Here is a 15,165-nt window from a genome sequence, read left to right on the forward strand (position 1 = left end):
GCGGCAAAATCGGGCAAGTCCTGCTTCGCATAGAGACAAAATCTAGCAGGCGAGAAGACTAATATCGGAATTTGCACCTAGCAATCACTACAAAGTGGAGACCCGCATGACACAGCCATCTCACGACATCATCCGCGGCGCACAAGTCGCCATGAGCCGCCTCGCCGACCGCAATACGCCGTTTATCTTCAACGAATGGTATGTCGCAGCCTTCAGCGATGAAGTAGGTCGTTTTCTGCTCAAACGCACCCTGCTCGGCAAACGCGTGATCCTCTACCGCACCGAAGCTGGCAATCCGGTCGTCATGGACGACCGTTGCGTACACCGTTCCTATCCTCTGTCCGCAGGTCAGCTGGACGGTGATACCGTCGTCTGCGGCTACCATGGCCTGCGCTATGACGCATCCGGTGACTGCATCGAAGCCCCGGCAGTTGCAAAATGCCCGAAGAACATCGGCGTACGTACCTATCCGCTAGCGGAGCGTGGCCCGGTCATCTGGATCTGGATGGGTGACCCCGCCTTGGCTGATGAGTCCAAGGTTCCGGCGCTGCCCTGGATGATGGATAGTGAGTGGGCAGGCGCCAAGGGCTACTACGACCTGAAGTCCAGTTACGTCTACTTGCACGAAAATCTGCTGGACACCTCGCACCTGAGCTACATGCATGCGAACACCATCGGTTCACCCGACTATGTGAAAGCCCCCACCACATCCGAAATGGGTGAAGGCAGGTTTGCCCTGGTACGCACGGTGTCGCCGACCAAACTGCCACCGGTCTGGGGAAAGCCGACTGGCCTGGACGGTGTGCCAACCGCATCGCGCATCGTTCGCAACGAGTTCCTGACACCTGCGCTCTACGAGGTGACCACACGCTTGTACGATTCGGCACTTGCCGAAGGAGAACGTCCGGAATTCCTCATCAAGGTCGCTCACATGGCCACACCTGCCACGCACAACACCACCCATTACTTCATCTATCTGGGCCGTGACTTTGCCCAGACCGACGAGGCAGCGACGCAATTCATGGCCACGAATTTCTTCAAGGCATTCGATGAAGACGTGGTCGGCCTGAGCTTGCTCGAAGAAGTGATCGCAGAACAGGGGGACGATCTCTACGAGATTTCCATCGCCAGCGATGCGCTCGGCGTGGCCATGCGGCGTTATCTCAAAGGACGGGCCGACCAGGAAGCCAAGGATAAGGAAAACGCTCCGCCATCGACCGGTGCCGGCTTCCCCCAGGTGGTGATGATGCAGCAGTCCTGAATCCGGAAGTCAGCAGGAATGAGAATATGAAGCTCGATGCAGGCAGTAACTTGTGGATGACCATGACCGTATCGGCCAAGGTCCTGGAAGCGGATGGAATCTATTCGTTCAGGTTCAGAGCAGCCGGTGGTGAGGCCTTGCCCCGCTTCACTGCCGGTGCGCACATAGATGTCGAAGTCGCTCCCAACCTGGTCCGCCAATATTCGCTGTGTAACGTGGCGGGACAAGAGAACGAATACGAAATTGCCGTGCTTCTGACAGAGCCGTCCCGTGGCGGCTCCAGGGGCATGCATGCGATTGAAGTCGGCCAATCGATCCGTATCAGTGCGCCCCGAAACAACTTCAACCTGGTACCTACCACCGGTCGGTCGATTCTGGTGGCCGGTGGCGTGGGCATCACGCCCATTTTATCCATGGCAGAGGAGTTACACGCTCAATCCAAGGCATTCGAACTTCATTTCAGCGCCCGGTCACCCGCTCGCGCAGCGTTTCGCCGGCGTCTTGCCGAACCCTCCTTTGCCAAGGACGTGCGGTTCTACTTCGATAACGAGGGCCAGAAGCTCGACCTGGCTGACATCGCCAGGTCTCGTCAACCCGATGACCACCTCTACGTGTGTGGGCCGACCGGCTTCATGGACTTCGTCCTGGGCGAATCGGAACGGCTGGGCTGGAAAAAAGAACAGCTCCACAAGGAGTATTTTTCCCCACCGTCGGTCGAGGAAAAAAGCGGCGCTAGCTTTGACGTCAGGATTGCAAGCACCGGCGATGTCTTCCACATCCCTGAAGATAATTCAGTCGTTCAGGTATTGGCAGAAAATGGCATCGAAATTCCGACTTCCTGCGAGCAAGGGATATGCGGGACATGCATCACCCGCGTCCTGAGCGGCAGCATCGACCACCGCGATTTCATTCTCAGCGACGAAGAGAAGCGCCGCAATGACCAATTCACGCCATGCTGTTCCAGAGCGGCTTGCCAGATGATTGAACTGGATTTGTAGTTACCCGTCAGGGGCGCCGTGGCCTGCCAGGGTTGCTGATGGGGGGGCGGGGCATGGGATCAGCCCCTTCTCTCCGGCTCGGCAGCATGAATGAATACGTTGTAGGTATCGGCCGGACGATGACCACCGGCCAGATCAAGAGCATGACCAATCGCCCCTCGGTGGTAGGTTCCGTGATTGATGAGGTGGAACAGGGCTTCTTCGCGGCTGAGTCTTCCCCGCTTCCCATCGACAAACGTGAAAGAAATGCTCTCCTTCCAACTACTGGACGTCAGGCTCCTGGCATAGGCCAACGACCATTGGTTTGCCGCCGTCAGCCTGGAATCCAGCTCGGCCAATTCCGGCAGATCCTCGGTATTGGTGGAGTCATGGGGGTCTTCAACTCCGCGCAATCTGGCCTGAAACAACTCCTCGACGCGAACCATGTGGTTCAGCTGTTGCCGAGCGAAATCCAGGGCGCTTCTCTGTTCCGCTTGGGTGAGTTGCGCTACCGCGTCAAGAATGCGTCGGTCCGACCAACTCTTGTATTCCAGGATGTTAAACAAGTCCATTTTCCAGCTCCTCCTCAGCGCTGCACGATACCTCATCCGGGAAACGCGTGCGACTCGACGGCGTCACGCTGGATGAAGCCGGCGTTTCTGAACAGGGAAATGAGATGATCAATTGGCAATGGCACGTGCAGCAGACATCACCAGATCGGCGTGCCGGCGCTCGTCAACGTCGCCGCCCCAACGGGCTGTCACGATGGCCAGGTTGACCGCCCCGACCGGGCGGCCGCGACGGTGATCCATCACCACCGCTGCCGTCGAGATATCGCCCAGGAAATATTCTTCGCGGCTGTGTGCGTAGCCCTGCTCGCGAAAACGGATCAGCCGCTGCTTGATCGCAGCCTTGTCGGCCACGGTGTAGGGGGTGTACATGCGCAAGTCGCTGCGCGCGAGAATGTCGTCGACCTCATGGGGATCGAGCGCCGCCATCATGGCAAGACCGCTGGCGGTGCAAAAAGCAGGCAAGCGCGTGCCGGTCACCACCGTCGGATTGAGCACGTTGCTGCTGACGATACGCTGGACGAAAACAATCTCGGTGCCATCGAGGATGGTGAGATTGGTGGTCTCCTCGGTTTCCCGGCTCAGTTGCTGCAAATAGGGCGTCGCGCGCAGCACAAGGTCGCTCGATGACAGATAGTGGTAGGCGAAGTTGAGTACCTGTGGCGCCAGCTCGTACTTGCGCACGGCCTCATCCTTGCTCAGGTAGCCCAGCGTCATCAGCGTGTAGGTGAAACGCTGCGTGGTACTGAGATCGAACCCGGTGAGGGCGGCGATCTGCGTCAGCGACAACTGCCGCTGCTGGCCGTCGAAGGCCATCAGTACCTTCATCGCCTTCTCGACCGAGTTCACGTACAGCGGCGAGTCTGCGCCCGTCAGTTCGTTGCCTGTGCGGGCGGTGTCTTTTTTTGTGGCCATGCGTTCGCTCATTGGCCCCGCATTGCGGCGGGGCATCTGTCAAAAAACACTATTATCGCCGCTTCCCGCGTTACTTCAGCACACTACTGGCACGATCCCAGGCCAACGACAGATCACGGCTCAGCAAATGCTTGCGGATGCGTTCTGACAGCGTGGTTTCGAATCCTTGCGTCTGCTGGTAGTAACGCGGCAGCTGATAACTCGCCAGGCGCGAGCTGGCCCAGGCAGCCAGTTCGTCAAATGGGAGCTTCATCCCTTCCTTGAATTGCACGAACAGCATGATTTCCTGTTCGCCGACATCGCTGGCCACGCCGATGGCGGCGACGGCGGCGATGGCAGGGTGCATGACGAAGATGCGTTCGATTTCCCAGGCCGACACATTTTCTCCACGTACCCGCATGCTGTCGGTCTTGCGGCCGACGAAGAACAGATCGCCTTCGTCGTCCGAGCGTGCCATGTCACCCGTGTAGAGCTTGCCGTGGCGGCGGGCTTCGCTGGTGGCTTTCGGGTTGTCCAGATAGGCGGGCAGGAAGCATCCCTCGACATCGGTGGACACCACGATCTGGCCGAGCTCGCCGGTGGGTACGGGTTGGTCGTTTTCATCGAGCAGCTCGACACGCAGCCAGGGCAAGGCGCGGCCGATCGATCCTGGTTTTCCGCTGTAGTTGACGGTGGTGAAACTCGACACCTCGGTCATGCCATAACATTCGCGCAAGGTAATCCCCAGGCGTTGCACGATGCTGTCCCACGATTTGGTCGATACGCCGGCGCCCCAGGCGACCTGCAGCGTGTGCTGCGCTGGCTGGGATTCGGGTGGCAGCTGGCAGACGATATCGAGAATGCCGCCGAGGTAATGCAAATGGGTCGAGCGGGCCTGCTCTATCTGCTGCCAGAAGCGGCTGGCCGAGAAACGTTCGACCACCTGCAGACTGACATCGGCCAGGAAGGGAACCAGCAGCAGCTGGGCGCCACCGATGTGGCACAACGGCTCCCAGACGAACATGCGGTCGCCCGGCTTCACACCAGAGACCAACACCGTGCCCTCGCTGGCAATGCGCATCATACGATGGGTAAATACGACGCCCTTGGGTGCGCCGGTGGTGCCGGAGGTGTAGATCAGGCAGAGCGTGTCGTCCGATGCGATGGGTATGGGCGGCAGCGCTTCAGCGGCCGGCAGTTCCAGCTCATTGAGCCAGACCAGTTTTTTGGGTTCCTGTTCCAGGCCGGCGAGAGCCTGGGCAAAGCTGGGTTGCGTAATGAAGAGATCGGGCTCGCAGTGGCCGAGCAGATAGTCGATACCGGGCGCCTTGAGGCGCGTATTGACCGGCACCCAGACTGCTCCGCTCAGCATCAATGCATAGATCAGCGCCATGTGTTCGAGGCCATTTTCGAGCATCAGGGCAACCCGGTCGCCGTGGCCGATACCCTGGTGCGCCAGCCAGGTTCGCATGCGTGCGACACGCTGTGCCATCTCGCCATAGGAGGTGGGTACACCGTTGAACTCGATGAGCGTCTTTTGCGCACGCTCTGCATGGGCGGCAAAACCGGATTGCAGCAGCGGCACAACATCGAGGTTGTCAGCGGCGTCACGAACGGGAAAGTAATGTGGATAGACGTGCATGTCGATTCTTATTCAAAAGGGATGGAGTCAGCTACGGGCCATGCGTAATCTCTTGTGCAGCGACGGGAGCGCCACCAGCAGTGAAATGATCACCACCATCACCAGCGATACGGCGGCCAGCGTCGGGTTCACCTGCAGGATCATGTCGTCCCACATCTGCTTGGGCAGCGTGTTCTTGAGGCCACCACTGACGAAGATGGCGATGGTCAGTTCGTCAAACGAAATGATGAATGCCATCTGTAACGCCGCTGCGATGCTGCCGATCATGATCGGCAAGTGGATGGTGCGCAGCCGCGTCATGGCCGACGCGCCGAGGATGCGCGCGGCGTCGTCCAGGCGCCAGTCGAAGCGCTTGAGTGCGGCCGCCATCGTCACCACGACATAGGGGATGGCCAGTACGGTGTGACCGATGACCAGGCCGATATCGGTGCCGACCAGGCTCAACCGGGAGAAGAGATAGAACAGACCGACTGCCACCACGATGCGTGGCACGATGAGTGGGGCCAGCAAGAAGGCGAAGAACGGCTTGGTCCAGCGCGAAGGCAAGCGGGGAAGCGCCAACGCTGCGCCGATGCCAAATGCAGTAGAGGCCAACGCGGTGACGGTGGCGACGCCAAATGAACGCAGGAACGACGTCTGCCAGACTTCCGAGAACAAGAAGCTGTTGAACCAGCGCAGGCTGAGTCCCTTGGGTGGGAAACTCAGGAAGGCAGAATCGGTGAAGGCAATGGGCAGCACCACGATGATCGGCAGGGACAGCAATGCCACGATGCCGAAGCCATAGACCTTCATGATCGGACGACGCCCATCGGTGGCGCGGCGAAGCCCGCTGAACAAGCGCCCGATGGCAATCAAGAGGGTGTTGCTCCAGGTACCGCCACTGGACGACCGGGTCCGCGTTTCGCCACTTAAGGACGATAGACCGACCAGCTTGTCGTAGAGCATGAAGATCAGGATGGCCGCCACCAGCAGTACCGCCGAAAGGGCCGCAGCGTAGGGCAGGTTGAACAGTTCGTTGATGGCCTGGATCACCAGTTGCGCCACCATGGTCTCGCTGGGCGCGCCGAGCAAGGCCGGCAGGATGAAGAAGCCGAGGCTGGTGATGAAGACCAGCAAGCCGGCAGCGGCCACGCCCGGCCCCGCCATGGGGAGGAAGATCGAGAAGAATGATACCGACGGGCTGGCCCCCAGCGTTTCGGCCGCATGCATCAATTGCATGTTGACGCTGCGCATGATGGGCAGCATGTTGATGACGGCCAGCGGCAACATGGCGTGCACCATGCCGATCATGACACCGAACATGGACGGTACCAGGGCGCGCCCGTCATCGACCATGCCCAGCGCGTGTGCCAGGGAAAACAGTACCCCGGTCTTGGACAGCACCAGGATCCAGGCAAAGGTCTTGACCAGATAGCTCGTCCAGAAGGGGATCATGATCCACATGATCCAGCGCTCGCGTATCCGATCGTCCAGCTGGCTAAGGAAATAGGCCACCGGAAAACCAAGCAGGACGGAGAACAGCGCGGTCATCCCGGAGATCGAGAAGGTCGTCCACAGCACCTTGAAGAATACGAAGTCACTACCCAGGCGCACATATTGCGCGGTGGTGAAATGGCCATCGGCATCGAGTACGCTGGTTTGCAGGATCTCCACCACCGGCAGACAGAAGAAGATCACCAGGAACAACAGACAAGGCACAGCTGGCAACAGTGCGCGCAGGGTCTTCATGAATGATGCAGGCATGATGTGCTCCGCTTATAGATTGACCACTGCGGCGTGGGCCGGATTCCAGCGCAGGCCGATGTTGGCGCCGACCTCCGGCGCATCACGACGACTGCAGCGCAAGAGGAAAGGCTCGTCACCGCCGACGTCGACCAGCACGCGGTAATCGGATCCGGCAAACACCACTTCGGTGACCTGGCCGTTGAGCAGCGCTTCCGTCGCACCGCACGGCGTGGCCTGCTCGGGTCGCACCACCAATGCTTGCGCCGCGCCTTCGCGCGCGGCCGCCGCGTCCAGGGGAAGCGTGTGGCGGCCGTGATGCAATACGCTGACGCCGCCGGCACCGCGTTGTGCCGTTCCTCGCAACAGGTTGGAATAACCGATGAACTGCGCCGAGAAGGCGGTGGTCGGGCGATCGTAGAGATCTTCTGGTGTACCCAGTTGCTCGATCCTTGAATTGTTCATCAGGCAGATACGGTCGGAGAGGTTGAGCGCTTCCTCCTGATCGTGTGTGACGTAGATGAAGGTGGCGCCGAGCTCCTTGTGCAGCTTGCGGATCTCGGCCTGCATGTGTTCGCGCAGTTTTTTGTCCAGCGCACCCAGCGGCTCGTCGAGCAGGATCACGGAAGGTTTGTAGACGAAACAGCGCGCCAGCGCGATGCGCTGTTGTTGTCCGCCCGACAGCTCGCGTGGCAGGCGGTGTACATAGGCACCCATTTGCACCATGTCCAGCGCATCCTGGACGGCGGCAGTGATCGCGGCCTTGTCCATCTTGCGCATGCGCAGCGGATAGGCGATGTTCTCCCACACTGACAAATGCGGAAACAGGGCATAACTCTGAAACACCATGCCAATGCCGCGTTCACCGGCCGGCTTGTGGGTGGCTTCCTTGCCGCTGATGATAAGTTGGCCTGCGCTGGGCTCGACCAGACCAGCGATGATCTGAAGCAGTGTGGTCTTGCCCGAGCCAGAGGGTCCGAGCAAGGTGAGAAACTCGCCATCTTGCACCGTCAGGTCGGTCGGCGAAAGCGCGGTGACGCTGTCGTAGTGTTTGCAGATACCCAGTGTTTGCAATCGTGCAGTCATGATGTGTCATTCAGTTCATGCACCCGCGCGGCGCAGTTGACAAGCGCGCGGACGACGGTGCGAGGGGAACAGGTCTGGCTGCGCCGCATGACGCCATGTGGTGTTGGTGTTGGTGTTGGTGTTGGCGCTGCGGCGCGGCTTTACGTCAGTGCGGCAGTGCGGTCCTAGCTGAGCAGCCAGGCGTTGAAACGATCCGACACGGCGAGACGGTTCTTGTGCCACCAGGGGCCGTTTGGCGGGCGCATCTGACCGATGTTTTCCGGTGAGGTCGGCAGGATCGCCGCGCGCTTGGGCGGGATGTCCTTGTACGCCTCCAGCGCCGTCGGACCATAGGCCAAGGTATCGGTGAATGCGCTTTGCAGCTTGGCGTCGGCACAGAACTTGACGAAGTCCCTGGCGATGGCCGCCTTCGGCGTACCCTTCGGCACCCCCCAACCTTCTACCGAATACAGACCCTGGTTCCAGTTGATGGCCACCGGTGCGCCGCCTTCGATGGCCGTTTGAGCGCGCGCATTCCAGATCGAGATCATGTCGACCTCGCCGGATTGGATCAGCTGCATCGATTGCGCACCGCTGGTCCACCATACCGCGACGTGTTTCTTGATACGGTCCAGGCTCTTGAAGGCGCGATCCAGATCCAGCGGATAGAGTTTGTCGGGGCTGACGCCGTCAGCCATCAGGGCTTGTTCCAGGGTATCGATGGCATTGCGGCGCAACGAGCGGCGGCCGGGGAATTTCTCGACGTTCCAGAAATCGGCCCAGGTCTTGGGGCCATTGTTGGCGTACTTGTCGGTGCGGTAGGCCAGGATGGTAGCGTAGACATCCACCCCCAGGAAATTGGGGGTGACAGTACCGGCCAGCATGTTCTTGAAGTCAGTCGGCACCAGGCCCAGCGGTTCCAGCAGTCCACCTTCTTCAAGGATGGGAATATCTTGTTGCAGCGTGAGCGTTGTGACGTCCCAGACAAAGTTCCTGGCCTTCACCATCGCGGTGAACTGGGCCACGGGTTGGGACTCGCGCGCTACGTTGACGATCTTGACACCGGTTTCCTTCTCGAACGGATCGTAGAACGCCTTGCGATACGCGGTCGTGTAAGGGCCGCCCGGATCGGACACCACCAGTGTCTTGTTCTGTGCGATGACCATCGGTACTGCGACTGCCAATGCCGTGCCGCCTGCTGCCTTGAGCACTCCACGACGCTTGTTGTTGACGGGCTGTTTCATACCATGCTCCCTGAATAGAGTAGTTGATCCAAAACCTGCATTCCCTGCTGCTGTTACCGACGATGTAGCGTTTTACTTTGTGATGCTGTGGCCTCGCTTCTTGAAGAACTCTTCCATCATGCGTGCCGGCTCTCCAGTGGCGTAGGCTTCCATCTGGATACGACGTCCTGCCGCGATGGTCTTGACGAAGCCTTCTTCGGACACTTCGCAGAAGCGCTGCTTGTTCAGGCGCATTGCCACCGACGGTTTGGCGGCCAGTTCGCGTGCGATTTCCAGCGCCTTGGGCAGCACCTCTGCTGGCTCCACCAGGTGGTGAATCAGGCCCAGGGCGTGCGCTTCAGCCGCTTCCATCATGCGACCGGTCAGCGTCAGTTCGATCGTGCGGGAAATACCCAGCATCTGTTTCATGATCCAGGGACCGGTGACGCTGGGGATACCCGAATTGATCTCGGGTTGCCCCATCCGTGAGCCGGCGTGGCCGACGCGGATATCAGCCAACAGCGCCACCTGGAAGGCCGAGCCGGCTGCCGTTCCGTTGAGCGCGATGATCAATGGCTTTTGCAGGGTACGGATGGTGCGGTAGTAGTTTTCCCACTCGGTCATCCATTCATCGGCGCGCGCCTGGTCGAAACCATGGGCTTCTTCCAGATCCTGACCCGCGCAGAAGGCCCGGTCACCGGCACCGGTCATGACGATGGCGCCGATCGCCGTATCTGTATTGAAAGCGGCAAGTGCGGCGATGATCTCGTTGCGCATGGCGGTGTGCCATGCATTGAGTTTCTCGGGCCGGTTCAGCGTGATGATGGCGACATTGCCGTCCCGTGAAGTCCTGATGTATTTTTCCATAACTATTCCTATGTAATAACTAATGTTTTAATGTGCCATAAAATGATATAGCAACAAATGTGCCTGTCTATATGCGATGCAATAGGCGTTAAATGCACCATTAGCTATCTTTGGGAGCGAGGCGAATCCCTGAAATTTGGCGCTGCGCACAATGAATGGGCGAAGGCGAAGGGCTGGCCTGAGGGAAGAGGATGGTGGGAACGCGGCTGGCAGTCGGCCTGGTGGCCAGTGCTGTGTGCCCAGTGTGCTGCGCAAAGGGTGGGGGGAGGAGCGTGTTTCGGTGAGGGTGGACACCCGGTCCGGCGACGCGGGCGTTTCCCGGTGGATCTACTGGCGTACCGGATGGCTGCCTGAAGCGGTAGGACCGCCGAGCGCTACGGCGTTGATACCGCAAGAAATCCAGGGCCTGTTTACATTCAATCGACGAGTGATTGAATGTGAACCGGCGCTAGCCCTTCAGCGCCAGCCGGATACCCTCCGCATAGGAAGTCTTTTCTATCGGCCCGATCAACTGCTGCAGCGCCGAATCGTCCATGATCAGCGGCTGCGTCTGCAGATAGTGCATCTCCACCAGTTCGCGCATCAAGGGATTGAACATTCCGATGAGCCGCAGCAGGGTCTTGCCCGCCACCCGGATCTTCAATTTACGCCCGGTCTGGCGCTCCATTTCCGCCACCAGCGCTTTTTGCGTCGTCACGCCCGCCCCCGCCAGGTGCCAGATCCTGCCGAAGGCCGCAGGCGTGTTGACCAGCCTGGCCACGACCGGACCGACGTCCGGCACGAACACAAACTCGTGCGGCCGATCCAGCGGGCCGATCATGTCCGCCCTGCCGCCTTGCGCCGCTGCCTTGATCGCACCGTGCAAGAGGCTGGCTTCGACGCCAGGACCGTAGAAGTCCGGCAGGCGCAGTACCGCCGCCTGGATGCGCCCTTCGGCGTGCGCCTGCATCAGCAGATCTTCCTGCGCCTTGCGCATGCGCCCCTTGAAGGTATGCGGCTGGCGTGGATGATCTTCACGCACCGGTGTGGTCTGCGGAACACCATACGGGTACACCGTGCCGATCAGGAGAATGCGCTTGACACCGGCGCGGATGGCGCCGGCCAGGGTCTTGCGCATCAGTTCTGGATGCAGCTCGAACTGCGTGTAGTTGACGCCGACCAGGTAGATCAGCGTATCGACGCCATGCGCGGCCGATTCCACCGATGCCGGTGAATCGGGGTACCAGGTGACGATTTCGGCAAGCGGATCTGACCCGAAGGTCTTGCGCAAACTCGCTTCGCTACGGCCGACAACGCGGTAATGCTGGCCTTGCGCGCTGATGGCGGCAGCGATGCTGCGACCGATGGCGCCGGCAGCACCGAACAGGGCAATCTTGGACATGGACTTCTCCTTGGGTAGCGTGTGATGGAAGAAGCTCCAGTATGCAAAATTGACGCATCAGTGAAAATTGCATAAATTAGCCTAGCATCTATACATAAATGAATACCATGGCCGACATCGAACCGAATTGGGAGTGGTACCGAACCTTCCTCAAGGTCTTGGAGACGGGCTCGCTGTCAGCGGCCGGACGCGAGATGGGTCTGACGCAACCGACCGTGGGCCGCCATATCGACCAGCTGGAATCGACGCTGGGATTGAAACTCTTCGTTCGCTCCTTCGACGGCTTTTCGCCCACTGACGCAGCACTGGAACTGAAACCCTATGCAGCCGGGATTGCCGCCACCTCCGCTGCATTGCGCCGGGTCGCCAGCAGCCAGGGCAAGGAAGTGCGCGGGACCGTCAGGCTGACCGCCAGCGAAGTCATCAGCGTGGAAGTGCTGCCGCCCATCCTGACCGAACTCAAACGGGAGCATCCGGAGTTGCGCGTCGAACTGGTCATGTCAAACAAGCCCGATGACTTGCTGAACCGAGAGGCCGATATCGCCGTGCGCATGTTCAAGCCGTCGCAGGATGCGCTGATCGCCAGGCGGCTGGGCAGCATCGAAGTGGGGCTACATGCCCACCAGCGCTATCTTGCGGCCCACGGCACACCGCGCTCGCTCGACGCGCTGGCCGAGCATGCGCTCATCGGCTTCGACCAGGAAAGCGCCTATGTGCGCAAGGTATTGAAAGAGCTCCCCTGGCTTTCGCGTGCCATCCTGGCGTTCCGCACCGATAGCGACCTCGCACAACTGGCCGCCATCCGCGCCGGCTTCGGCATCGGTATCTGCCAGGTGGCATTGGCGGCGAGGGACGACGCACTGGTGCGTCTGCTGCCCAGGCAATTCTCGCTCAAGATGGAAACATGGGTCGCCATGCATGAGGACCTGCGAGCAAGTCCGCGCTGCGCTGTGACATTTGCCGCCCTGGTAAAGGGTCTGGGCGCCTATATACGTCATTGACCTCTGCGTCGGGCGTTCAGGCAGCTTCTGCCGGTTTTTCTCGGGCGCCGGGTATTCCTCCCCTCTGCCCGGACAGCGATCCATTGCGCATTCGCAATTGATCAACAACCACAACGCCCGTTGTTTCTTTCTCCCCATCGCAACGAAAGTTGTTGACCACTGAGAATGATCGTTCTACTATACATAGAACGATCATTCTCATCTGGTTCACATGGATACTACTGACGACTCCCCTCTCACCGCCCGGCTACTGGCCGCGACCGAGAAACTCATCTATTCAGGGGGCATTCACGCCACCGGGATGGATGCCATCGTGAAGGCGTCCGGTGTAGCGCGGCGCAGTATCTACCAGCTCTACTCAAACAAGGAAGCCTTGGTCGCGGCCGCGCTGCTGGCGAGAGACCAGCGGTGGATGGCGTGGTTTATCGATGCGACTTCGCAAACCAGTGCTCCGCTTGAGCGACTTGCGGCGATCTTTCCTGCGCTGCGCCAATGGTTTGAAACCGAGGATTTCCACGGCTGCGCATTTATCAATGCCGCCGGTGAGCTTGGCGGGGTCAATCCCGAGATTGGTGCGGTAGCGGCGCTGCACAAACAACGCTTGCTCTCCTATCTCCGTGAGCTGACCAATGCGTCAGGCCTGAACAATCCGGACGAAATCGCGAACTATTTTCTGATTCTTATCGACGGCGCAACTGCAGTGGCCATGGTCACTGGCGATACAGGCGCCGCCGATAGCGCTGGTAGAGCGGCCGCTCTGCTTTTATCCACCCTGCAGCAGCAGGCGGGGTCCGTTTCACCTAAACATTCACTTCACCATTGAGGTCATATCATGTCATCCAATACTGAAATTCGCCCGCCCCTTCCGCCGTTCACCCACGAGTCCGCCATCCAGAAGGTGCGCCTGGCCGAAGATGGGTGGAACACCCGCGATGCAGCAAAAGTCTCGCTTGCCTACAGCCTGGATACGCGCTGGCGTAATCGCGCCGAGTTCGCCAACGGCCGGGACGAAGCACGTGCCTTCCTCGAGCGCAAGTGGGCCAAGGAGTTGGAATATCGCCTGATCAAGGAACTGTGGGCATTCAACGGAAACCGCATTGGCGTGCGCTATGCCTATGAATGGCGCGACGATTCCGGCAACTGGTTCCGCTCCTACGGCAACGAGAACTGGGAATTCAATGAAGACGGGCTGATGCAGAACCGTTACGCCTGCATCAACGACCGCCCCATCACTGAAAGCGAAAGGCTGTTCCGCTGGCCGCTCGGACGTCGCCCCGACGATCACCCCGGCCTGTCCGAACTGGGACTCTGAGCTGGTCTCGCCGTCGCGCCTACTTCGGCCCGGCCGTACGCAAGTCCGGCGCGACGACACCTCTGTTTTCCTTGATGCGGATGAACACGGTCATCAGGAATGCGATGAGCAGCAGACCTGAGAGGAACATCAGCCCGGTGCCAGGGCCCGATGGGAGTCGACAGGACTGGCCAGCGGACGAGAGCAGTCTTGTTCGAGAAGAATATCGAACGGCAATTGTCAAATTGCAAGCAAAGTGGAATGTCGGTCAACTCGTGACCACCTGCCCCAGCCGCGCCACGGTGACCCCGGGCCCGAGCTGGCGCAGGGACGGCATGACGATGACGCAATTGTCATAGGGCGTGACGAATTCCCGCTCACCTTCGCGGGCGATGACGGTCCCGGCTTGGGCGATGATCTCCATGCCGCGATAGTCTTCGGCAAATTCCAGGTCATAGGACGTGGCCACCACCGGCTCGGTCACCTTGATGACACGCTGCGCTACCGTTTCGCCGGCTGACATGAAGGCCATCAAAGCGGCCTTCTCCATCACGCCGGTCGCGATCAGGAAGCGGCAGGCCGAGTCCATCGCCACATCCCGGCTGCGCGCAGAGAAGTGCTGGCCGGTCTCGATCAACAGCGCATTCTTCGCGCTGGCAGGATCGCCGAAGCCGCCGTAGTCGCGCATGCGCACACCATTCGGGTGCCCGACGTCGACGATCACATGTTCCGGTGCTCCGACCTCCGCGGCGAAGCGGATGCCCTTGTCCAGGGGACCACTCACAATCAGCGGTACCGCCTCTTCGTGCATGGAATGCAGGTCGAGCATGTAGTCGACCGTGTCGATGACGGGGCGCAGCTGGCGCGCGCGACGCAGCTCCAGGCTGTCGTCGGCGCCATCCAGGCGCGCTGGCGACCAGACCCGGTTCATGTCTTCATCCACATAGCGCGTCGCATCCGGGTCGCGGGCGTCGAAGCGGCGATAGGCATCTACGTTGGCAAAGCCCAATGTGATACGTCCCTTTACCGGCTTCAGGCCGGCTTGCAGCAAGCGGTCGACGGTGATCGCGCCGCTGACCTCATTGCCATGCATCAGCGCCAGGATCATCACGTGCGGGCCGGCCACGCCGCTGTCGATGCTGTGCAAGTAGTCGACACCGGTGTTGCCGTGCTGCCACTTGGCGATGTCGGGAAAGGCCACTTCGACGGGATAGTGCTTCAGTGCGGCGCGTACTTGTTCCAGGGTTTTCATTCAACAGGCTCCAGCTTGAT

General features: G+C 60.1%; 14 protein-coding genes. 5 read left to right on the plus strand and 9 right to left on the minus strand.

The window, feature by feature from the left end; translation table 11 throughout:
• Positions 1–106 precede the first annotated feature (106 nt).
• A complete protein-coding gene (locus HWE04_RS19830) occupies positions 107–1,261 on the plus strand; it encodes an aromatic ring-hydroxylating dioxygenase subunit alpha (protein ID WP_102662697.1) in 1,155 nt (384 codons plus the stop codon).
• Positions 1,262–1,287: 26 nt separating this feature from the next.
• Entirely contained in the window at positions 1,288–2,259 is a 972-nt protein-coding gene (locus HWE04_RS19835) for a PDR/VanB family oxidoreductase (RefSeq protein ID WP_241813479.1), read from the plus strand.
• A 59-nt stretch (positions 2,260–2,318) separates the two neighbouring features.
• On the opposite strand, the gene HWE04_RS19840 is transcribed toward HWE04_RS19835, so the two are convergent.
• The 8 genes from HWE04_RS19840 to HWE04_RS19875 form a co-directional block, all read right to left on the minus strand.
• Positions 2,319–2,810 (minus strand): DinB family protein, encoded by a 492-nt coding sequence (locus HWE04_RS19840; RefSeq protein WP_241813480.1) that lies wholly within the window; start codon positions 2,808–2,810, stop codon positions 2,319–2,321.
• Positions 2,811–2,918: 108 nt separating this feature from the next.
• The gene (locus HWE04_RS19845) at positions 2,919–3,734 is read right to left on the minus strand and encodes an IclR family transcriptional regulator (protein ID WP_241813481.1); all 816 of its coding nucleotides are present in this window, start codon (positions 3,732–3,734) and stop codon (positions 2,919–2,921) included.
• Positions 3,735–3,792: 58 nt separating this feature from the next.
• On the minus strand, positions 3,793–5,343 hold the full coding sequence (locus HWE04_RS19850; protein ID WP_241813482.1) for an AMP-binding protein: 1,551 nt from the start codon (positions 5,341–5,343) through the stop codon (positions 3,793–3,795).
• A gap of 27 nt (positions 5,344–5,370) precedes the next feature.
• Positions 5,371–7,086 carry an ABC transporter permease subunit gene (locus tag HWE04_RS19855; RefSeq protein ID WP_241813483.1) on the minus strand — a complete coding sequence of 572 codons (1,716 nt, stop codon included), beginning with the start codon at positions 7,084–7,086 and terminating at the stop codon, positions 5,371–5,373.
• Positions 7,087–7,098: 12 nt separating this feature from the next.
• Positions 7,099–8,151 carry an ABC transporter ATP-binding protein gene (locus HWE04_RS19860; protein WP_241813484.1) on the minus strand — a complete coding sequence of 351 codons (1,053 nt, stop codon included), beginning with the start codon at positions 8,149–8,151 and terminating at the stop codon, positions 7,099–7,101.
• A 164-nt stretch (positions 8,152–8,315) separates the two neighbouring features.
• Positions 8,316–9,374, minus strand: a complete 1,059-nt coding sequence (locus tag HWE04_RS19865; RefSeq protein ID WP_241813485.1) for an ABC transporter substrate-binding protein — start codon at positions 9,372–9,374, stop codon at positions 8,316–8,318.
• A gap of 72 nt (positions 9,375–9,446) precedes the next feature.
• Positions 9,447–10,220, minus strand: a complete 774-nt coding sequence (locus tag HWE04_RS19870) for an enoyl-CoA hydratase/isomerase family protein (protein ID WP_241813486.1) — start codon at positions 10,218–10,220, stop codon at positions 9,447–9,449.
• A gap of 448 nt (positions 10,221–10,668) precedes the next feature.
• The gene (locus HWE04_RS19875; RefSeq protein ID WP_241813487.1) at positions 10,669–11,601 is read right to left on the minus strand and encodes an NAD-dependent epimerase/dehydratase family protein; all 933 of its coding nucleotides are present in this window, start codon (positions 11,599–11,601) and stop codon (positions 10,669–10,671) included.
• A 107-nt stretch (positions 11,602–11,708) separates the two neighbouring features.
• Between HWE04_RS19875 and HWE04_RS19880 the strand changes: the two genes are divergently transcribed.
• The 3 genes from HWE04_RS19880 to HWE04_RS19890 all read left to right on the plus strand — a co-directional run bounded on the left by HWE04_RS19880 (position 11,709) and on the right by HWE04_RS19890 (position 13,914).
• Positions 11,709–12,602, plus strand: a complete 894-nt coding sequence (locus HWE04_RS19880; protein ID WP_241813516.1) for a LysR family transcriptional regulator — start codon at positions 11,709–11,711, stop codon at positions 12,600–12,602.
• Positions 12,603–12,813: 211 nt separating this feature from the next.
• Positions 12,814–13,425 (plus strand): TetR/AcrR family transcriptional regulator, encoded by a 612-nt coding sequence (locus HWE04_RS19885; RefSeq protein ID WP_241813488.1) that lies wholly within the window; start codon positions 12,814–12,816, stop codon positions 13,423–13,425.
• A 9-nt stretch (positions 13,426–13,434) separates the two neighbouring features.
• Positions 13,435–13,914: a nuclear transport factor 2 family protein gene (locus HWE04_RS19890; protein ID WP_102662687.1), complete on the plus strand. Its 480-nt coding sequence runs from the start codon at positions 13,435–13,437 to the stop codon at positions 13,912–13,914.
• Positions 13,915–14,161: 247 nt separating this feature from the next.
• Here HWE04_RS19890 and HWE04_RS19895 read toward each other — a convergent pair whose 3' ends face one another.
• Positions 14,162–15,145: a M14 family metallopeptidase gene (locus tag HWE04_RS19895; RefSeq protein WP_241813489.1), complete on the minus strand. Its 984-nt coding sequence runs from the start codon at positions 15,143–15,145 to the stop codon at positions 14,162–14,164.
• Positions 15,146–15,165: the final 20 nt, after the last annotated feature.

Source organism: Herbaspirillum sp. C7C2, from assembly GCF_022627865.1.
In the GTDB taxonomy this organism is placed as follows: domain Bacteria; phylum Pseudomonadota; class Gammaproteobacteria; order Burkholderiales; family Burkholderiaceae_D; genus Herbaspirillum; species Herbaspirillum frisingense.